This window comes from Nostoc sp. DSM 114160, from assembly GCF_053470305.1.
Map to the genome: position 1 here is coordinate 387,743 of NZ_JBPFGO010000002.1, position 20,702 is coordinate 408,444.

General features: G+C 38.3%; 20 protein-coding genes and 1 pseudogene. 11 read left to right on the plus strand and 10 right to left on the minus strand.

Translation table 11 applies throughout. The features are described 5' to 3' along the window. The first annotated feature begins 138 nt into the window (after window positions 1–138). The 4 genes and pseudogenes from dnaA to NSTCB13_RS18695 all read left to right on the plus strand — a co-directional run bounded on the left by dnaA (window position 139) and on the right by NSTCB13_RS18695 (window position 5,718). Window positions 139–1,521, plus strand: coding sequence for a chromosomal replication initiator protein DnaA (gene dnaA, locus NSTCB13_RS18680; RefSeq protein ID WP_445631302.1), 1,383 nt, complete (start codon window positions 139–141; stop codon window positions 1,519–1,521). Between the two features lie 558 nt (window positions 1,522–2,079). Next, window positions 2,080–3,243 carry a DNA polymerase III subunit beta gene (gene dnaN, locus NSTCB13_RS18685; RefSeq protein ID WP_448273441.1) on the plus strand — a complete coding sequence of 388 codons (1,164 nt, stop codon included), beginning with the start codon at window positions 2,080–2,082 and terminating at the stop codon, window positions 3,241–3,243. Window positions 3,244–3,620: 377 nt separating this feature from the next. Continuing rightward, a pseudogene (locus NSTCB13_RS18690) lies at window positions 3,621–4,282 on the plus strand (restriction endonuclease). Continuing rightward, on the plus strand, window positions 4,279–5,718 hold the full coding sequence (locus NSTCB13_RS18695) for an SAM-dependent methyltransferase (protein ID WP_448270243.1): 1,440 nt from the start codon (window positions 4,279–4,281) through the stop codon (window positions 5,716–5,718). Before NSTCB13_RS18690 ends, NSTCB13_RS18695 begins: the two are co-directional and overlap by 4 nt. A gap of 176 nt (window positions 5,719–5,894) precedes the next feature. Here NSTCB13_RS18695 and NSTCB13_RS18700 read toward each other — a convergent pair whose 3' ends face one another. The 3 genes from NSTCB13_RS18700 to NSTCB13_RS18710 form a co-directional block, all read right to left on the minus strand. Further along, window positions 5,895–9,200, minus strand: coding sequence for a GAF domain-containing protein (locus NSTCB13_RS18700; protein ID WP_448273443.1), 3,306 nt, complete (start codon window positions 9,198–9,200; stop codon window positions 5,895–5,897). Between the two features lie 270 nt (window positions 9,201–9,470). Then, window positions 9,471–10,643: a TRC40/GET3/ArsA family transport-energizing ATPase gene (locus NSTCB13_RS18705; RefSeq protein WP_445631299.1), complete on the minus strand. Its 1,173-nt coding sequence runs from the start codon at window positions 10,641–10,643 to the stop codon at window positions 9,471–9,473. 486 nt (window positions 10,644–11,129) lie between these two features. Further along, the gene (locus tag NSTCB13_RS18710; RefSeq protein WP_448273445.1) at window positions 11,130–11,555 is read right to left on the minus strand and encodes a hypothetical protein; all 426 of its coding nucleotides are present in this window, start codon (window positions 11,553–11,555) and stop codon (window positions 11,130–11,132) included. Between the two features lie 76 nt (window positions 11,556–11,631). On the opposite strand from NSTCB13_RS18710, the gene NSTCB13_RS18715 reads away from it, so the two are divergent. Next, window positions 11,632–11,826: a hypothetical protein gene (locus NSTCB13_RS18715; RefSeq protein WP_335000902.1), complete on the plus strand. Its 195-nt coding sequence runs from the start codon at window positions 11,632–11,634 to the stop codon at window positions 11,824–11,826. A gap of 148 nt (window positions 11,827–11,974) precedes the next feature. Here NSTCB13_RS18715 and NSTCB13_RS18720 read toward each other — a convergent pair whose 3' ends face one another. Continuing rightward, entirely contained in the window at window positions 11,975–12,202 is a 228-nt protein-coding gene (locus NSTCB13_RS18720) for a hypothetical protein (RefSeq protein ID WP_448273446.1), read from the minus strand. Window positions 12,203–12,254: 52 nt separating this feature from the next. Here NSTCB13_RS18720 and NSTCB13_RS18725 point away from each other — a divergent pair, with 52 nt between their 5' ends. Then, window positions 12,255–12,470 (plus strand): ParA family protein, encoded by a 216-nt coding sequence (locus NSTCB13_RS18725; protein WP_448273447.1) that lies wholly within the window; start codon window positions 12,255–12,257, stop codon window positions 12,468–12,470. Here the strand turns inward: NSTCB13_RS18725 and NSTCB13_RS18730 are convergent. From NSTCB13_RS18730 to NSTCB13_RS18755, 6 genes are all read right to left on the minus strand, one after another. After that, window positions 12,462–13,031, minus strand: a complete 570-nt coding sequence (locus NSTCB13_RS18730; protein ID WP_448274183.1) for an IS630 family transposase — start codon at window positions 13,029–13,031, stop codon at window positions 12,462–12,464. The two genes, NSTCB13_RS18725 and NSTCB13_RS18730, sit on opposite strands and share 9 nt — an antisense overlap. Further along, window positions 13,013–13,261: a winged helix-turn-helix domain-containing protein gene (locus tag NSTCB13_RS18735; RefSeq protein ID WP_448274184.1), complete on the minus strand. Its 249-nt coding sequence runs from the start codon at window positions 13,259–13,261 to the stop codon at window positions 13,013–13,015. The genes NSTCB13_RS18730 and NSTCB13_RS18735 overlap by 19 nt, the downstream gene beginning before the upstream one ends. Beyond that, complete coding sequence (locus tag NSTCB13_RS18740; RefSeq protein ID WP_448271390.1) at window positions 13,254–13,523, minus strand: helix-turn-helix domain-containing protein; 270 nt, start codon at window positions 13,521–13,523, stop codon at window positions 13,254–13,256. Before NSTCB13_RS18740 ends, NSTCB13_RS18735 begins: the two co-directional genes overlap by 8 nt. A gap of 104 nt (window positions 13,524–13,627) precedes the next feature. After that, the gene (locus NSTCB13_RS18745) at window positions 13,628–14,089 is read right to left on the minus strand and encodes a hypothetical protein (RefSeq protein ID WP_448273448.1); all 462 of its coding nucleotides are present in this window, start codon (window positions 14,087–14,089) and stop codon (window positions 13,628–13,630) included. A 23-nt stretch (window positions 14,090–14,112) separates the two neighbouring features. Next, window positions 14,113–14,715, minus strand: coding sequence for a hypothetical protein (locus tag NSTCB13_RS18750; RefSeq protein WP_448273450.1), 603 nt, complete (start codon window positions 14,713–14,715; stop codon window positions 14,113–14,115). A 65-nt stretch (window positions 14,716–14,780) separates the two neighbouring features. Continuing rightward, complete coding sequence (locus NSTCB13_RS18755) at window positions 14,781–15,119, minus strand: hypothetical protein (RefSeq protein WP_448273451.1); 339 nt, start codon at window positions 15,117–15,119, stop codon at window positions 14,781–14,783. A 110-nt stretch (window positions 15,120–15,229) separates the two neighbouring features. Here NSTCB13_RS18755 and NSTCB13_RS18760 point away from each other — a divergent pair, with 110 nt between their 5' ends. The 5 genes from NSTCB13_RS18760 to NSTCB13_RS18780 all read left to right on the plus strand — a co-directional run bounded on the left by NSTCB13_RS18760 (window position 15,230) and on the right by NSTCB13_RS18780 (window position 20,694). Beyond that, entirely contained in the window at window positions 15,230–16,042 is an 813-nt protein-coding gene (locus tag NSTCB13_RS18760; RefSeq protein ID WP_448273452.1) for a hypothetical protein, read from the plus strand. Further along, window positions 16,042–17,919: a hypothetical protein gene (locus tag NSTCB13_RS18765; protein ID WP_448273454.1), complete on the plus strand. Its 1,878-nt coding sequence runs from the start codon at window positions 16,042–16,044 to the stop codon at window positions 17,917–17,919. The genes NSTCB13_RS18760 and NSTCB13_RS18765 overlap by 1 nt, the downstream gene beginning before the upstream one ends. Window positions 17,920–17,975: 56 nt before the next feature. Next, window positions 17,976–19,544: a hypothetical protein gene (locus NSTCB13_RS18770; RefSeq protein WP_448273456.1), complete on the plus strand. Its 1,569-nt coding sequence runs from the start codon at window positions 17,976–17,978 to the stop codon at window positions 19,542–19,544. Then, the gene (locus tag NSTCB13_RS18775; RefSeq protein ID WP_448273458.1) at window positions 19,522–19,734 is read left to right on the plus strand and encodes a hypothetical protein; all 213 of its coding nucleotides are present in this window, start codon (window positions 19,522–19,524) and stop codon (window positions 19,732–19,734) included. The genes NSTCB13_RS18770 and NSTCB13_RS18775 overlap by 23 nt, the downstream gene beginning before the upstream one ends. A 195-nt stretch (window positions 19,735–19,929) precedes the next feature. Continuing rightward, a complete protein-coding gene (locus NSTCB13_RS18780) occupies window positions 19,930–20,694 on the plus strand; it encodes a hypothetical protein (RefSeq protein WP_448273459.1) in 765 nt (254 codons plus the stop codon). Window positions 20,695–20,702: the final 8 nt, after the last annotated feature.

The following is a 20,702-nucleotide window of genomic DNA, read 5'->3' on the forward strand; positions in this document are numbered from 1 at the left end:
GTGGGTGTTAGGATCTTGCCTACTGGGTAGATCCCAAAATGGTTACAACTTAAAAGCTTATTTTAGGTCTAGCGTGTCTCAATGCTAAATTAGTGCTTTCTCTTCTATTGTGACGATTAGCAGCAAAGGTGGTGGATAATGGAAATTCCCATAGAAAGTCTGTGGATTCAGGTACTAGAGCGCCTAAAGCTTGAACTATCCCGACCTACCTTTGAAACTTGGATCAAAACTGCTAGTGCAGAGCGATTAGAAAATAATTGTTTGATTATCCGCACTCCTAACCCATTTGCTCGTAATTGGTTACAGAAGTATTACATCAATACTATTGCTCATGTAGTCCAAGATATTCTCGGTCATCCCGTGGGAATTTACATTACCGTTGATCAAGGCGATCAAGTTTCTCATTTTAGTGAACGAGAGGTTGCTTGGGAATCACCAAATTCCAGCAGTATTTCTGAAGCTGTTCCTAATCATAATCATCAAACTACTGACTTAAACTCTAAATATGTCTTTTCGCGGTTTGTAGTTGGTGCTAACAATCGTATGGCTCATGCTGCTTCTTTGGCAGTTGCAGAATCTCCAGGTAAAGAATTTAATCCTTTATTTTTATGCGGTGGTGTCGGCTTGGGTAAAACTCATCTAATGCAAGCTATTGGTCATTATCGCTATGCAATTTTTCCTAATTGTAAAATATTTTATGTTTCTACTGAGCAATTTACTAATGATTTAATTACAGCTATCCGTAAGGATAGTATGCAAAGTTTCCGAGAGCATTACCGAGCGGCTGATGTTTTATTAGTTGATGATATTCAGTTTCTGGAAGGAAAGGAATATACCCAAGAGGAATTTTTCTATACTTTTAATACTTTACATGAAGCTGGTAAACAAGTTGTCATTGCTTCCGACCGTCCGCCCAACCAAATTCCCAGCTTGCAAGAACGTCTTTGTTCTCGGTTTTCTATGGGTTTAATTGCAGATATCCAAAAGCCCGATTTAGAAACGAGAATGGCAATTTTACAGAAAAAAGCTGAGGATGAAAATATTAGTCTTCCCCGCGATGTGATAGAGTACATTGCTTCTAACTATACTTCTAATATTCGAGAATTAGAAGGAGCTTTAATTCGGGCGGTAGCTTATATTTCTATTTGGGGTTTACCGATGACGGTGGACAATATCACGCCAGTTTTAGAACCGCCTAATGAAAAAATGGCAGCTACCCCAGAAGCAATTTTAAAGGTGGTGGCGGATAATTTTGATGTTTCAATAGATGACCTCAAAGGTAACTCGCGACGAAGAGAGATAAGCTGGGCGCGTCAATTAGGAATGTATCTCATGCGCCAACACACGACCTTGAGTTTGCCGAGAATAGGCGAGGAGTTTGGTGGTAAAGACCATACAACGGTAATCTATAGTTGCGATAAAATTACTCAACTTCAGCAGAGCGATCGCACCTTAGTACAAACTCTACGTGAATTGAGCGATCGCATCAATATGACTAGCCGTTCTCAAAAACCATCCTGAAGATTTATTTTAAGTTTTCCACAAGCAGGAGTCTGAATTATGAGCTTTGACGGGTCAAGAATATTAAGTAACGTCTAAAAATTGATTAAATTTAACTTATATTGTGCAAAAAACTGGGGAAAACTTGATATTTTACAGTGAAAATTTAATTGAGTATAATTACCTTGTGGAAAAACTCAAGTACTTTTCCACAAGTTTTCCACAAGGTAAACTTGCCTAACTATAATTGCAATAGAAATTGTGGAGTTTTCTAGTAATCTGTTAAGTTTGCTGAGTTTGTAGTCAGCGCTTTAGCGCTCAAATCAAGGACTAAAGTCCTTACTACAAACTTATTCACTCATCAAATAGATTTTAGCTAGCTGACGATCGCACTTTCATGGAAATACTTAAGGGTTTCTTATACATGGAAGAATATGTGTTGCAGATGTTTAAATTGTTACAGTTTGCAGTTAAGAAGCAATACTGATGGCGGATTATACTTACATGCTAATCAAACAAATAGCGATCGCCTATAAACATAAGGATGTTACGATATCTTTCACAAGCTGTATCTGACTTATGAAATTAGTTTGCTCCCAAAGCGATCTCAGTACAAACCTCTCACTCGTTAGTCGTGCAGTCCCCTCACGACCAACTCATCCAGTACTTGCCAATGTGCTGTTACAAGCGGATGCTGAAACTAACCAAGTAAGCTTAACAGCCTTCGATCTTAGCTTGGGAATCCGCACCAGCTTTAACGCAGAGGTATGGGAAAGTGGGGCGATCGCACTTCCTGCTAAGTTACTTGTAGACATCACCTCTCGTCTTCCAGAAGGCGAAATCACTTTAGACGATGAATCAGCCTTGACAGGTGCAACATCTGGTGGAGAAGGTTTAATTGTCACACTCACACCCAAAAGCGGACATTACCAAGTCCGAGCAATGGGGCCGGAAGAATTTCCCGAACTACCTATAATTGAAAATACAGAAGTAATTCATCTCACGATCACTGCATTAATTGAAGGATTACGCGGTTCATTGTTTGCTACCAGTGGTGATGAAACCAAGCAAGTACTCACGGGAGTGCATTTAACAGTTAAACAAGACATCCTAGAATTTGCAGCTACAGACGGACATCGCCTCGCAGTCGTAGAAACTAGCAACGAGCGTCCTCTAGGCGGAACTAGTCAAGTAGAAGTGACAGTACCAGCTAGAGCATTACGCGAACTTCAACGAATGTTAGCTCATAGCGCCTCATCAGATGAACCTGTAGCTTTGTATTTCGATCGAGGTCAAGTTGTGTTTGCATGGCAAAATCAACGCTTGACTAGTCGCACATTAGAAGGGCAATATCCTGCTTATCGACAATTAATTCCCCGCCAATTTGAGCGACAAGTAACTATCGAACGGCGACAATTTGTCAGCACTTTGGAGCGGATTGCTGTGTTAGCCGATCAGAAAAATAATATTGTTAAACTCAGTATTGATAACGAAGCTCAAGAAATTACCTTATCTTGTGAAGCTCAAGATGTAGGCAGTGGTAGAGAGTCGATGCCTGCACAAATTTCTGGGGAAAATATTGAGATTGCCTTTAACATTAAATATTTAATGGAAGGCTTGAAAGAGTTACCATCTTCAGAAATTCAAATGCATTTAAATCAAAGCCTAACTCCAGTGATTTTTACACCATTGGGTGGTTTGAAAATGACCTATTTAGCTATGCCGGTGCAACTTAGAAGTTAGAGGTGATATCATGTCCGCATAATTAGTTATGATTCCCACGTCATTGCACCCCACCCCTTAATCCCCTCCCCGCAAGCAGGGCTGATTCATTCCCTAAAAGGCACTGATTTACAAGCGTTCCAAGCAAAAAAATCAGGTGACTTAAAAATCTGATTGGGCAGAAAAATGACGATTGCACTTAAATTTACTGGTTGAGGTGGTAGTTTTTGTTTTTCCCACTCAAGCAAATTTCTGACTCATACTCTTGACAAAATCCCTGAAATTTCGGATGAAACAGCCCTGCTCTTTGCTTGCGGCAGGGCTGATTCATTCCACAAGAGTGAGAAGTTTGTCAATAATATAAAATATGGTGTTTAACCCTGTGTTTTCCTTTACCTATGCCGATTTTGACAGCAGAAATCCTCTGTTTAGAAGCTGAAATATTTTCATTAGCCGAGTCTCAGCATCCAGAACCTCTGCTGTATGGTGTTACTGATGGAAAAGCTGTCGGAACTTACCTGGAACAGAAATTTCGACTTTACTTAAAAGCTAAGTACGATTTCATACAAGGTAACTCTGCGAGTGGTATTGATTTTCCGGGGTTGCTTATAGATATGAAGGTAACAAGTGTTAGACAACCACAATCATCATGCCCATTCAAATCTGCACGCCAAAAAATTTTTGGGCTTGGCTATTCGTTGCTTATCTTTGTCTACGATAAGGCAGATAATAGTATAAACCGCACGGCTACTCTGAATATTTTGCATACGATTTACGTAAGTGCTGAAAAAACCGCAGATTTCCAGATGACACGTGGAATTTCTAGTATTTTAGAGAACGAAGGTAATAAAGATGACCTAATTGCTTTTATGCTCGACCGCAATTTGCCTGTTGACGAACTTGAAGCAAGTAACATCGCGGATGAAATATTGAGAAATCCACCTTTACAGGGATTTTTAACGATTTCCAATGCTTTAAATGGCGACTTCAGTATGGGAGAGTGATAGAACGTGCTGGTCAAGAAAAAGGTATAATTACCGTTTATAGAGCTAATCCCTGATGCGTACTGTTCAAAAACTTAAAGTAGAATACGGCGATTTTCAAACGCCGATAGAATTAGCCTATCGGGTATGTAAAAAGTTAGTAGAGCTTGGTGTTAAGCCACATATTATAATTGAGCCTACTTGTGGAATAGGAAATTTTGTTGAAGCTGCTTCATCTTGTTTTGACTCAGCAAAAAAAATTTTAGGAATTGAATTAAACCTTGATTACTTTAGACAGATTATAGAAGAAGAAAAGTTTTTACATGACCAAAGGATTGAAATTAAATGTGAGGATTTTTTTCAAGTAGATTGGTTATCACTAATAAGTGAATCAAATGAAGAAATATTAGTGCTTGGTAATTTACCTTGGGTAACAAACTCACAACAGGGTAGTATTGGGGGCGTAAATTTGCCTAAAAAGAGCAATTTTCAAAATCATACTGGTTTAGATGCAATTACGGGAAAAAGTAATTTTGATATATCAGAATGGATGCTCATACAGTTTGTACAATACTTACAGAAGCATAACAGTTATCTAGCGGTGCTTTGTAAAACTTCGGTTTCTAGAAAAATTTTAAATTATATCTATTCGGAAAAGCTAAATCTTGCTTACTGTGCAGTTTATAAGATAGATTCTAAGAAATATTTTGATGCTGCTGTTGAAGCTTGCTTATTTTTCTGTAAATTTGATTCCAACTCACAAAAATATTATTGTGATGTATTTGATAGTCTTGAAAGCTCAGTTTGCTCTCGTATAGGCTATTTAAATAATATTCTTGTTAGGGATTTGATTACATTTAAAAAAGTAGAAAGCTTATACAATAAGCAATCAAAAACAAAATGGCGTTCTGGTATTAAGCATGATTGCGCTAAAGTCATGGAATTTCGCAAAAATAATGACTATTTTATAAACGGGCTAGGAGAATCTTATGAACTCGAAGAAACTTATATTTTCCCTTTAGTTAAAGGTTCTTCTGTTGCCCAAAATAAAACAAAAGCGACCGATCGATATATTTTAGTTACTCAAAGTTTTGTTGGCGAGTCTACTGAATTTATAAAAGATTTAGCACCTAAAACATGGGCATATTTAGAAAAGCATGAAAGTTTTTTAAATAATAGGAAAAGTAAAATTTATCAAAATAGCCCTAGATTCTCTATTTTTGGTGTTGGCTCATATACTTTTGCACCTTGGAAAATAGCAATCTGTGGACTTTATAAAAAATTAAGTTTTAGATTAATTGGTCAAATAAATGAAAAGCCTCCTATTTTTGATGATACTGTTTACTTTTTCAGCTTTGTTGATGAGAAAAGTGCATACGAATCATATAAGCTTTTAACTTCTTCATTAGCAAAAGATTTTTATTTATCTCTAATATTTTGGGATGAAAAACGTCCAATTAAGTCTACTATTTTAAATAGCTTAAACTTGGCAGCTTTAGCAAGGTTAGTATGATAATGTGTTGTTTAACAATACAATTATTGCTTGTCATCAAAATCCAATTACTGTAGTATGAAATATCATTTAACCTTGATTTAGAACCCCAAGTTCTTCAAAAATTTGGAGATCGGTAATACGCTTTAGTTAAAGGTAAAAGTTTTTGCCAATGACAAATGACAAATGACCAATGACTAATGACGAATTTGTTTAATCGGAATTTCAATCCAAAATTCTGTACCTAACCCCGGCTGAGAATCACATTTCAACACACCACCATGTTTATCTACAATAATCTGGTAACTAATCGATAACCCCAAGCCAGTGCCTTTTCCCACTGGCTTAGTTGTGAAAAATGGATCGCAAATTCTTGCCTTCATAGCTTCGGGTATTCCTGGGCCATTGTCTGCAATGCGAATTACTACACTCTTGATTTTGCCTTCAAGTTCTCCAAAATGAGTACGGATAGTAATTTGACTACTATGAGATTTTGATTGAGATTGCGTGTAATCTTCTAAAGCATCGATCGCATTGCTTAAAACATTCATGAATACTTGATTTAGCGGCCCGGCATAGCACTCTACTAAGGGAAGGTTGCTGTATTCTTTGACTAATTTAATCGCCGGACTTTCTGGTTTTGCTTTCAAGCGATGTTGCAAAATTAGCAAGGTGCTATCAATGCCCTCATGAATATCAACTGGTTTTTTTTCTGCTTCGTCAAGACGAGAGAAATTCCGTAAACCCAAGACAATCTGCCGGATGCGATCGACCCCAATTTTCATGGAAGATAGAGTTTTGGGCAAATCCTCGATGATAAATTCTAAGTCGATCTCGAAGGCGCGATCGCTAATTTCAGGACTAGGGTTGGAAGTATTTTGCAAATAAAGGTCTAGAATACTGAGTAAATCTTGGGTGTAATCGTTGACATGATTGATGTTGCCATAAATGAAGTTCACGGGGTTATTAATTTCGTGAGCCACACCAGCTACCAATTGCCCTAATGAGGACATTTTCTCAGTTTGGATCAGTTGGGTTTGAGTTTGCTGTAAATCATGCAAAGCTTGAGCTAGCTTTTGCGTCTGCTCTTTGGTTTGATTATGTAATTGCGCTTGTTGGAGTGCAACTCCAAGCTGATTGGCAATTTGAGTAATAAATTTAATTTCTGAGGCTTCCCAATGGCGGGGTGCAGAATTTTGGTAAGCTGCTAATAAGCCCCATAGCTGTTGCCCGATAAATATAGGTGCGATCGTATAAGCTCTTGCTTGAATTTGCTCTAGAACTGCAATGTGGCATTGAGAGTGGCCAACTTCATAGATATCATTAACAGCAAAAGTTTCATTGTGACGATATCGCCCACCTTGGGTTTCCTGCAAATAGCTATCTTGCCAAACTGTCTTGGTATCTGAACTTACTAACTTTAACCAGTTATCGCCTACAAACTCAGCAATATATTCACCACTCCAATCAGCCTGGAAGCGGTAGACTGCAACTCGATCCGCTTGTAGTGATTTACAAATTTCTTGGGTAGTTGCCTGAAAAATCGCATCTAGATCGAGAGATTCTCTAACTTTCGCCACAACTTCAAACAATACCCGTTGTTGTTCTGCTGCTTGTTGCAAATCTAATGTCTGTTGTCGTGTCTGAGATAGTAAATCAGCTTGCTGGAGTGCTACGCCCATTTGGGCAGCAATCTGACTGAGGAAGTTAACTTCAGAAGTTTTCCATTGCCGAGGGCCAGTGTGTTGATAAGTTGCCAACAAACCCCAAAGTTTTTGTCCAACAAAAATCGGCGCAAGCACAAAAGCGTAAATTTGAAACTGCTCTAGATTGTCGATATGACACTGAGTAAACCCCATTTTGTAGATGTCATCGACTGCAAATGTTTCATTGTGGCGGTAACGTCCTCCTTCTGTATCTTGTAAGTAGGTATCATTCCAAATAGTATTAATACCTAGTTCGGACTCATTCGACCAGTATGGACTAGCAGCCTCGAAATCTCCGACAAATTCACCACCCCAATTAGCATCGAAACGATAAACAGAAACGCGATCGGCTTTGATTAATTGACAAACTTCTTTAGTTGTGGTCTGAAAAATCGTATTTGTGTCCAAAGATTCTCGAATCTCGGCAATAACTTTAAACACAGCCTGTTCTTGTTCAGCTGTCCGTTGTAACTCAACAGTGCGTCTTCTAACCTGTTTTTCTAAATTTTCATTAAAAACTTGTACTTGTTGGTGTAGTTCATACTGCTGAACTGCGGAAGCAAAATGTTTACTGAGGTTTCTAGCCAGTTCAATCTCGTCAATTGTCCATTTTTGAGCTTGTGCTGTTTTAGATTCGCGCCAAACCTCAAAGGATCGCCGGGGATACTGTTGCCTTTGATCGCACTCATGCTGTCCCGCCCATAAAGTTTCTGTATCTACTTCATTGCGGAAAATACTTAAGTAGCCCAACAACTGCTGACGATACTGGAGTGGGATCATCAATATGCTGCGAATTTTAGTTGGTTGAAAAGCAACTTGCAAACTTCGCAACCCAGGAGTGTTATATATATCTGAAATCGCCCAAACATCGTAGTTAGTAAACTTGTAGTGTTCCTGCCAGAGACTATATTGCTCGATTAGTGGATATATAGTTTGTTCTGGCATTACAGGTTGTTCTCCACAGATATAAAGCTTGATACAGCTATTTCCTGGTATTAAGCATTCTGTTAAGCTGGTGACGTTGCCATTGTGGAAATCAAGAGCTTCATTTCTAATACAAAGCCTGCCACCAACACCATTAAAGGCAGCAACAGCAGCTTCTAGGGCTGGCTGTAAGACAATCGTCGGCAGTGAATGTAATAGGGTAGCAATGCGGTTAACGATCGCTTCTCGTTCGGCTGTTTTGCGAACTTGAGTGTGAAGGGTACTTTGAGCGATCGCCATTGACAGCTGCTCGACTACTATTTGTATTGCTTCTAGCTCATATTTTGAAATCGAACGCGCTTCAGAATTATGAGAAACCAGCAGCCCCCAAAGTCGGTCTTGATAGAGAATAGGCGCTACTACAGAGGATTTTACCCCCATTGCCGTCAAATATTCAATATGACAGGGGTCTACAGGGCGGTAACGGATCTCTTCTGAGATATCTCCATTATCCAAGTCATGCAGGTGAATTTGACCAATCTCTTTAGTCTCAACATTCACAACAGAACGCACCCGTGATTTGATAAATAGTTCGCGGGCATAAGATGGGATGTCATCGCAAGGAAAATTTAGCCCTAGTAGCGACGGCAAACAATTTTTATTAGTTGATTCAGCAATCACTTGACCACTACCATCAGGATGAAATTTGTAAATCATCACTCGATCGGTTTTTAATAGCGATCGCACTTCTGTCGTTGTCACTGTGATAATTTCTTCTAACTCTAAGCTTCGTCGGATACGGTTTGTAATGCGGCGTAGTAAACTTTCTTCATTGCGACATAAGGGCAAATCTTGTTCGGGATTGGAGGTCATTGTTATAGCAAAATAAATTAATAATTTGAAAACTGGCATAATTAAATCTAAAGACATTGTGAAATTTATTTCATCATTTTGTCTTCAGTAAAACTACGGTCAAATCATTAATAAAAATATTTTTTTGGCTTTGATTAAAATTCACCAAAAAATCATAAAAACAGACGCTAAAAAGATTGCGTCTGTACTAGCTACAAGAGAAATTTCTTGCATTTTAGTTTTAACTTTTTGTTGACAAAGTAACGTTCAACAAAATTCAACTCTTGTGTTCTAAGCAAAGCGGATTTTTAGATAGTCATTTTCCATCTTTGCTCCCCCTGGTTGTAGTGCTGCTAAGGCTTGTGGCAAAACTAAGTTACGACGATGGTTGCCAATAGTAATGTTTAATTCGTCTCCAGTTTTACTGAGTTGAACTTGGTCTTTAGGAATACCAGGTAAGTAAAGTTCTAAGCTGTATTGATTTTCCTCTTGCACTACTCTAAGAGTTGTTTCTTTGTAATAAACCTGAGTTGGATCTTCATCTTTATAAAGAGTTTCTTTCAGGCGTTCTAATGAAGCTAATCCACACATTTCCTCAGAAAATAGGGGAACTTCTTTTACAGGTAGAGGGTGAAAATCATCGTGAATTTCTCGGCGATATTGCTCCTGACTTTCCTTCCAACGTTGGAAAAATGGATCTTGGACTTCGCTCGGTATAATGCGATTAGCCACGACTAAATCTGTTGCAACGTTATATAAACTCAGATAAGCATGGGCACGGAGAGACTCTTTAATCACCATTTTTTCGGGATTTGTTACTAGACGCACTGAGGTTTGAGTGTTATCTGTTAATACTTTTTCCAGAGCTTCAATTTGTTCGTAAAACTCATAAGGTGCATCCATTACTTCTTTATCAGGTAGCGAAAAACCAGCAATTGGTTTAAAAAAAGGTTCAACCAGAGGTCGAAGTGCTACCGAGATGTTTTGAAATGGTTTGTAAAAACGGCGCATATACCAGCCACCGACTTCAGGTAAACTCAGCAAACGCAGTGCTGTGCCGGTGGGGGCTGAGTCGATAATTAAGACATCAAACTCACCTTCATCGTAATGGCGCTTCATCCTTACCAAGCCAAAAATCTCATCCATGCCTGGTAAAATTGCCAATTCCTCCGCCTGTACGCCATCTAAACCCCTTGCCTGTAAAACTTGGGTAATATAACGTTTCACAGCACCCCAGTTTCCCTCCAGTTCTTGCAGCGCATCCAGTTCAGCACCCCAGAGATTTGGGCGAATTTTTTGGGGTGCGTGTCCCAATTCCATATCAAAACTGTCTGCAAGAGAGTGGGCGGGATCTGTACTTAAAACCAACGTCTGATAACCTAGTTCCGCACAACGGAGTCCAGTTGCAGCCGCGACAGAAGTTTTGCCCACGCCGCCTTTACCAGTCATTAAAATTACACGCATATAAACGAAAAACCTATGCTTTGAGAGTTTATTTTTCAGAAAATGCTCAGTTAATGCTCAAACACCATAACTTAAGTAATTAAACATCAAGAATAAGTATGAATTAATACTCATTGTTGATGCTCAATATATGCTCACACACTTTTAACCTCAAAAAAACTCCAAGTAATACTTTAAGTCTAACTCACTCCCCACCACACAAGGGTTACAGCCGTTTTTGCCACTAGGGCATCTATTCGTAATTCTCTCTACATTCCATCATTCCCTTACTAGTACTAAGTTCTAGGGCATTTTAGGCATAACTCAGATCACAGCGAGAGTCATTATCATTCACTATTGAGAATAAGAGAGAAAGTAGTACAAAAATATTATCTATACGTTGATTATGTTCTAGTTTCTCTAAGAACTACTTGGAGAACTTCGGACACAAACAAAAAAAGACCTCCCATGAGGTCTTTTGCTATTAGCTTGAAATTCTTAACCTATCTACTCACCAAGTAAATACATAACCTCTTCTAGCTTTTGTTTAGCTATGTAGAGATTGAGAAGCTTTTGCTGTTCCCATGATTGAGGCGGATGAAGTGAACGTCTTTCCATCGTGATTTTGATAAGCGCTGCTTGTTCGTCAGTTGGAGAATTCATTTGATCGAGTGCAGCACCGATATTTTGGAAAGCTTCAAAACTTAATCGTCTTAATCCCCTACCTTCTTGCATCTGGTTAAGTGCGATCGCAGGGAAGGCTATAAGTGAAGTAACGTAGCTAGTTTTATATCCAGCGTTCCCAGTAGGCTTAAGACCGTAGCGGCGACACAAATCTTTTAACTCCTGGATAGTTTTGATTTCGAGTTCCGATCGTGTAAACATAGAGTAGCCATTTTCTAAAAGTGGTATCGGTAGGTAACAACTTTCCACGGTGAATTACCTACCGATTTAATACTCTATTTGGTTGCGCGCAATCGATTCAAGCTACATTTACGTTTCTACATAAATGCCTAACCCTAGAGGAACTCCTGAAAATTTAGAACCTGGTCAACGTAAAGGAGAGGAACCGTTAACGGCTAACCTCAGTTTTCGAGTATCAGAATCCATGAAAGAAGCGGTCAAAGCACAAGATGACCCTCCTGAATTTTGTAGAGAAGCTATTCAAAAAGCACTGGATGAAAAGAAAGGAAGGCAACAGTAATTAGAGCTTTATTTCTAACATTCTGTCTAAATTACAGATAGTTGAAAAGCAATACATATAACAGATTTAAGGCTAGGGTTAGGAAATTGACTCTAGCCTTAAATTTATAGTTTTACAATAATATCTTTGCCAAAAATAAGTATAAATATCATTCTCCCCAGCACTTAGCCAAGCTAAAACAGGCGTATATACAGGTTGTAGCAGCATACGTCCCCAGGCGCGATCGCCCTTCCCTTTCCCGCAATACCAAATGTATTAAGAGGCAAGCTACGCGGTTAGATTCTGCGTTGCGATTATCGTCTAAGCCGTAACTGAAGATTAGCTGTATCTCTGACTGGGTTAAAACTTTGGTGCGTCTGCGCCTATTGATTTTCATCCTATTTCAACAACGACAAATTCTTTACTGGCTTAGAAAAAAGGAAGGATCTATGGTAAAAGTAATTGCATTGTTTAACAACAAAGGCGGTGTTGGGAAAACAACCACAATTTGGAATTTGGGGACATCACTAGCACATCTAGGTAAAAGGGTGCTACTTATTGACTTCGATCCTCAATGTAACCTATCTATTGCAGCATTAGGAGATACAGAGTTTTCAACTTATCTGGAAAGCTCAAGGGAACTACCTTATACCGATTTAATGTGAAGCTGCATAGAATAAAGCTTCGAGAATAAAGTTATAAGAAGAGATAGATATTACCTGTTCAAGTGTAAGTTGATCGAATATTTCTTGGATGCGATCGCGTAAAGCTTGTAGAGAAGAGAAAAGTTGATTTTTGAGAGGTTTCTTGAGAGCTTGCCAAAGCCTTTCGATAGGATTGAGTTCAGGAGCCAATGGTGGTTGAAATAGAGGAATAATATTCTCTGGCCAGCTAATCGTGGAACTTGTATGAGCTGGTGCTTGGTCAATCTGTAAAATTGCATAATCCGAGCCTAATTGTACAGATAGCCAATCCAAAAACTGTTGAAAACACTCGCCATCTAGTTTTGGATATTCATAAAGGAAATGATCTCCAGTCAATGGTTCAATTGCACCATAAATCCAAAAGTTATCTCTTGGCCATATCACCTTAACAGTGGGCTTAACTCCGGAAGCTGTAATCACTTTTCCTGTAAGAGTTTTGAGTCCAACCCTAGTTTCATCCTGGCACAAGTAACGAACACACTTGCCGGGGGAAAGATGTTTTTCTAGACAATTAAGAATGATTCCGAGTTTTTTTTAAATTCAGATACTAATTTCTCGTCCTGGTTATGGCTTTGAGGGCGAGGCACTTTTAGTTTTGCCCCTAATCGATATCGAACCCAGGCATAAACCGTTGCATACTCTATATCTTGTCCATGTTCTTTTTTTAACCACTCAACTATTGCACCATAGCTACTAAAGCCTTTTCCTGTTTTTAACTCCTCTGAGAGTGCTGCGATCGCAGCATCATCGATTTTCCGTTTTGCACAAGAGTGCTTTTTTGATTTCTAATAAGCCTGATATCCCATCAGTTTTGTACTTCTGCAACCATCTCGTGACCGTTGAAGTATCTCTTGCCAAGCGTTTTCCAATATCTTGCTCCTCTTTAACCTGCCCGCTTTTTATCCACCACAGCATAATAAGCTTTTCTTTCTGGGTTCCTAAGTTCGCTGTTTGTAAACGTTTTTTAAGTTCTTCTTCGCTCTCTGCGATTTCAATCTTAAAAGGGCGGCTCATGGTTCTTTTTATTTATCGAGTTTGTTTCCTCTATTATATGCAGCTTCATATTAAATTGGTATAAGTCCCATTAATACTGCTATGAACAGAACTTATGGTGTTTGCTATAATTTCATTAAGAGTGCTTTGATACTTGCGGTTTCAGATATCACTCTCTGGTGTACAGCCTTAATGCTTGCCTCAAGTGAATCTAGGTTTGCTCCTTGATTCCCGATATACTCCCAAACCTTTAAATCAATGTCTTTCAGGTAGAACTTAGGGATAAACGATATTAAGTATTTATTCTCATCAGATGGAAGCTTGTTAAATCGGTGAACCTGATAACGGTTTAAAGTTACCCTTAAAAATTCACCTTGAGCGTAACCGGCCGTACCAAATCCTACTTGATAAATTTGTAGAAAGTCTCCAGCAGAATACCAATTGCTAGGAGATGACGGCGAGGTTACAAAAATTCCTATTATGTTTGAAGTAAAATTTATTTTCGGTTCAATTGCAGGAATGGAAGCCTTTTCATTAGAACGATATTCATTAATGATTTGCTTCCATTCACTAGCAACTTTAAACATTTTGATAATTACACAATTACTTACTAAGGAAGATTGAATCCGGGATAAACTTCTACCCCAGCACCAGCTAGTTGTTTTAACTGAGCAGCAGTCAATGGGACTTGTGCTTGAGTACTCGATTCAGCGGCAGCTTTCTGCATGATTGGATATTGTCTTCCGCCAACTACTTTAAAGTAAGGGGAAATATCGTTAGCAGTCGGAATTGCTTTAATTTTATTCGCAGGAATTAAAGTACCGAGAGCGTCAGCAATTACAATAATCGTTGCGAAAGATGGGAATCGAAAGGAAATAGTGTGATAAGTAGATGAGTCTCCAATTTTTTTACCTGTGGTGAGAACTACGCGTCTTGTCCCTTTTGAGAGAGAGCCGGGTCTTTCATGTTCTACAGGAATACCATCAGCATTTTTTTCTCCACGCTTGACACTAGAACCATCAGCCCTAACCAAAGTTCTCGCTTTCGTCGGCTTAACAGTTTTTGACTTCAAAAATGGTACTGCAAACTTCTCTATATCTAGAAATTTTGCAGTAACGCTAAGACATGAAAAGTTGCCGAGAGGGTCGGGGTTCTCTCTTTGAGTATCATTGCTAGTACTTCTTTTGAGTGGAAAATATAAACGTTTTGTCATCTTATTTCATCCAAATAATTTTTAATAAGTAGGGGAATAATTTAACATCACCCTACTTATCAGAATTAAACTCGCGCTGGAGTTGTGGTGTTTAAATCAACGGCAGCAATAATATTTACTCCATAACTGGCGTTATAAAATTGCAATCCACTAGTAGGCTCAGTTTGGACTGTTCCGGTTGTTGGAGCAGGATAAGCATTTAACGCTTCACCCGTTGCAAGTGTTCCGGCTGCGGTGTTTTTTGCAACTTGTGCGGTGTATGCAGCTTGCAATAATTTTGCAAACATTTCAGCAGTGTCTACACCAGCAGGTAGAGGATTAAGTCCATCCCACCAAGTTTTTAATGCAGGGTCGGTGACTTTAGCGGAGATTTCAGAAAAAGTTAAATCGCTAACAGTAGCCATATTTTTTAATTTTTATAAAAACGGGTACACGACATATCTAGCAATGCTTTTAAAGGCTTGTCAAGTGTCTTAAAAATAATTTTTTAACAATGTTTTTCTAATAGGTTAAGATGTTAGAAAATTATTATCGCTATATGACGATACAAGAATTAACAATCAAGCAAAAAATTGCTATCACGCTTGACCCTAATTCCGGGGCTAGTGTTGTCCCGATTTTTAACTATGTGCCGTACTCAAAAACTGGGTACAGATTGATTGATGAATATTTAGAAGTGGAAAACCTAAGAGCAACTAGCTGGATTTACTCGCTGCCTCCGGTTCCGTTTCCTGTTTTCGAGCTAGAAGATAGCGAGTCAAAGCAACTATTAGCAGCGATTAACTTGGAGTGGAAGTCTCCGAGAATCCAGCTTGATATAGTTGTGGGCATTGACGGTACTTTGAATTGGCAAAGAATAGCGGCTTACTCTTTACTAAATAGTGACCCTTATCCATATAGAGAATATTCACTAGGAAGCCATTCGCTAGGTAATAATTCAATGTTAGGTTTACAAATAAGAGCCGTAGGACATGGACTATTACAAAATAGCGCTAAGGGTCAAGATAAAGTTACGGCTTGCGGTAATTTAACTCGTCACGTAATTATAGAAAAACTAGTAGACACTAGCGTAAAAATTGTTAATAACATTACCGCAATTGCAAGCACGATTGTAAATAGCAATGCGAATAGAAAAGGAATTACATTTTTCAATTCAAGCAATAAAAATGTTTTTCTGGATACTGTTAAAGGTGTTTCAATTATTAGTCACCTAGTAAAACTAGAACCAGGTGACTATTACGAAGCACCAAGCCCACTGTATACAGGTGCTTACTATGGAATTGTAGAAAGTGGAAGTACAGCGATAGATATCAGGGAGTTTGTTTGATGCTTTCTGATAAACCAATTGCATACAAGCCACCTATAAAAAAGAAAAATACTCCTTTCTACACTTATGAACCTGAAGAACCACAGGAGAGTTTAGTACCTGTATTTGGTGGTATTTATGCAACACCTAACACACCTGCTGATCCAATGGATTGTGATAGATATCCTGATAGTCCTTGGTGTAGTAAAAATCCTTTTGATGTTAGTAATCCTATTTCATTTGATATCAATATTGTTCAAGATGAATGTAACTTTGGTGTTCAATTTAGTGGAACGCTTGGATTTATTAAACTGCCTCCATTTCAAATTGTTTATCGCAATCCTAGTTGTCGTCCTTTAATTACTGCTGTCGAACCTACACCCTGGACAGGTGAAGAAATAATATCCAATCCTCCAGCACTATGTGATTCAGGTATTTGGTTACAAGTGAACGGGGCGGAACAAACGTTAAGAGAAAAAAAAGTTTATAACTCAGGTGTTGACGCAGAATACACTTATGCTCGTACTTTAAAGGTTACTAACTGGGTGTTTCCAGTACTTGAAAATAAAGTATATGTGAGAGGCAATCTTGCTGACTTGATGGTGGAAGCAACCTACACGTTAGATGAGATTACGAATACTCGATACATGAGAGAGTTTAGCAATGGTGATTTAGTCGGCGCGGCACAAATTTGGGAAGGTAGAGGAGGAATCGTAGGAGATATAAACGATGATTCATCTGAATGGACATTGAACGGTAGTAGTAACTATCGTTTTTATTGGGCAACTTACGCATCAGGAACCCCAGAAACACAAAAACTTACAGGACTTATTTACCCAAAATATTTTTCAGATCCAAGAGCAACGCCAATTGATAAAGATAGTTACAGTACGAAAATAAACCGTGCAAGGCTCACAAATAACGCTACAGCCCCTAACGTAAAATCAGAATTACTTATAAACCGTTGGTATTTTATTTGCGGTAATTCTTTTCTTCCGCCTCCACCATCACTACCACCGAAAAAGGAATGTGAATGTATGTCTTGCAATGATGATTTACTGAAACTTGTACTAAAAAGACTTGGTGATTTACCTGCTAAAGTTCCTGATAATTTTACAAAACAGAATCCCAAGATGATAGATATTGAATCGTTAGCAGAATTAATGCTCTGGCAAACAAAACAACTTGATGCTCTTATGGGTGCTTACCCCATTGAAATAGAAATAGAAGATGCTGATCTCGTGAAGGAAGGGAATCAAAACGAAAAAATATCACTCCCAAATCAAGCAGAAGCAATGGCAGAACTTTTGGGATTAATAACTACAATAAAGCGTGACACTCACGCAACACTTATTACAGCACTCAAGGCTATGGGTGAAGCTGGGATGACAAAAAATCTTGCTGTACAAACACTTGATGTTGCTTTAGCAAATGCCGAATTTTTGGGGTACAAGCTAGAACAAAAAAAGAAGGAAGTACCTTCATTGTTTACTCCCGGTGGTGAAAATCTTAGCAAAACGTTGCAAGAGAAAAACGTAGAGATTGTTACTTATGAAAATACCGATAAAAATGATTTACAAGATGATTTAAAAATCCTTAAAACAATGGCTGCTCGGTGGAATGCTCAGAACTGGAGACAGATTACAGGAGATCCAGTAGAAGCCTTGAAACAAAAATTGTTTGGTAATCCTGATGCTATCAAGGAAGTTCACAAGGATGGGGAACAAGGCGATTTTAACGATTTCACAGAACAAGCAGAGCGTGGTTTTATCGAAGTATCTGGAATTACCGATACTGTTAATCCTTGGGGTAGACCTTACAAAGAGCGCCCAAAAATACGAGAAATAGGAAGCGAAAAAGGACGCTACGACAAAGACGGAAAGGAAACGGCTAAATAGCTTTGTTGTAATAACAATCGTGTATGTCATTCACGGCGATATTCTGGGGAGCATATATGGCTATAAGTTTTGAGTTATCAGAGTTAACATCAAGGGTCGTTAGAAGTAAAGTTGGTACTAGAATCATCAAAGGAATGGAGGAGGGAATTAAGAAGAAAGAAGACAACGGTGTTATCAGTTTTGTAGGATGGGTATTTAATGCATCGTGGTCACTTACTGGGTTTTTGGTAGGTAAGCTTACTGGTTTTTTTAAATTTTCTTGGTCTACTTTTTGGGGGTGGTTCGTTGCAACAAAACAATTCATCTGGAATTTTAATTGGAATGCTACAGACGAACAATTGGAAGCATCTATCAATTCTCAATGGACAGCGCTAGCAGGTCAACTTGGTGGAACACTTGGCAATGCATTTGGTTATATAGCTTGCGGTATTCTTCCCGGTGCGGCGATCGCAGTATTTAATGAACCACTCGGAGCGGTGGTGTTAGCAAAAGTGGGTGAGGAATTTTTAGAGGAATTCCTCGAAAATTTAGGAGCATTGCTTAACAGCGCATTGAGGCTTGGTACTCAAATATTATTTACAGAAACATATAAGAATGTCCGAAAGCTTATTAAAAGTAACAGTAATTTAGTAAAGAAGTTGTTTGGTGCAAATGCTGAAAAAGCTGTTAAAGGATGGGGAAGCAAAGATAGTAAACCGTGGTCTTTTGCAAGTGCTACGGAAGACTTTCTCGATAATACCTTTGGTACAGACGGGGCGATGCGTGAGTTTGCAGAAGAGTTTTTAGAGGAAGCTGACGAGGCTTGTGTGGAAGCTGGTTATGTTGTCGCAAATGCAGTTGATACATATTTATCAGCGCAAATGATTGCAAAGCAAAGTGTACCTCCACTAGGGCACACACGATATGTAGAAATAACACCGAATCGGGATAATCCCGATGAAAAGATTGTACTTGGTGGAAGTGAAGAACTTCTAAAACCTGTCATTATCCAAACTCTTGCTACTTACAACCAACTAGGTGATAGGGATTTAGGGGTAGTTTATGGAGTTCCAGCCGATGATATGCCGGAAAGAAGATATAAGCCAGAGGTAGTTTTAAAATTTTATAGAAAGCAAAATAAAGACCCATTAAAAGGAGAAATTACAGACAAATTATCAATGCAAATATCTTTCAGATTGATGAATAAAAGTAAAACTGATTTTGCAGATGATTTTTATTTAAAAACTCTTGCTGATGTAATTTATCGTAAATTTGCTTCACCACCTTTTAAGGTAAATAAAGGAAAGCAGGTTTATACTTATTGTGATTTTGAAAAAGGATATCAACTTAAATTAGATGTGACAACCCAAGCAGAGGCTAGGAGGATAGTAGAACAAGTTTTAGACATCCAAGGGCACAAGGTTGATGATGATTTATTGAGAATAGGAAGTAAGCCGATTAATGGGATAAGTGCAACCCCTGAAAAAGTAACTATTAGGGGCAAAGTAGAAAAACTACCAGTTAGAGGAAAAGAAGGAGTCGTAACCTTTCAACACGCTTATCTAAATGTTGGGGTAAATGTTCCACCGATTAATTTAGTTGATTTAACAGGAAAGAAAAGAAATGTCGTTTATACAGGAAAATGAGGAAAGTATTACGGTTTTTTTGTCGATTGGAGAAACAATTGAATATTACTCTGAAACAGGTATATATGGAGAAGGTGAAGTATTAGAAATAGATGAAAGTTCAAACAGTGTTAAAGTGTTGCCTTTGTCAGAAGATTCTTTGATTCTTATTCCAACTTGGATAAGTGCTGATGACATAATACCTTTCTAGTAAGATGTTTCTCGGAATACTCCAAGTAGTACTCTAAGTAAAATAGATATTATCTCACTACATAGACAATAAATAGCAATTAAGCGATTGAGAAAAGAGTGATTTGTTAAGATTAGGTGATGGTGTTGAATTTGCAATAGAGTAAACTTTAATTGTCCAGTTTTTCTAGCGGCTTGTCTAACAAGCTTAAACAATATGCCGTTATATCCAGCGAGTGTGAATATTGATTTTAATGCTACAGAATTGAATGCTGCTATTGCATCAATAACAAATGCACTGGCAACACTTCAAACTACAGTAGAAGATAACGAAGGGTCAATCACAAGCATTGCAAATGAATTAGCTAATCAGAATACAAGGCTAGGTAATATAGAGGTAGCCGAAAATAGCCTTTGGAGTAATTTTAATGGTCTTGTTTCAAATGTAAATTTATTGAAGCAAGCGGTTGATTCCCAAGATTCAATAATTTCTTATGTTAACAACGAGAATGCTAATCAAAGAGTTCAGATCCAAGATTTGCAAACACAAGTTATTGCTTTGCAAAAAGTGTTATCTCAAGGGTTCCAACATTTTCACGATACAAGTAAAGTGCTAGTCGGTAATGCACTATCCCCCGTGCAAGTCGCCGCAAGCTTTTATTCTACTATGTGGCAGCAAAACCCTGCTGCACTGAATGATAGCTTTTCATTTACGGTGTTATTAGCTTCTGGCACTTACACATTAGTGATGTTAGTGACTCGCGCTAATAACAAAGGAAAATTTAAATTATCTATCAATGGGGTACAAGTTTTTGATGATTTAGATGGGTATAATTCCACTACGATATATGAGCGCATTACTCGCACGATTACAATTACTACAGGTGGATTGCAAGAGTTTGTATTTACCGTATGGGGTAAGAATGCTTTGTCAAACGGGTATGCGTTTTTGGTAAATAAAATTTCAGCTTATAAGATGTAATACCTTTG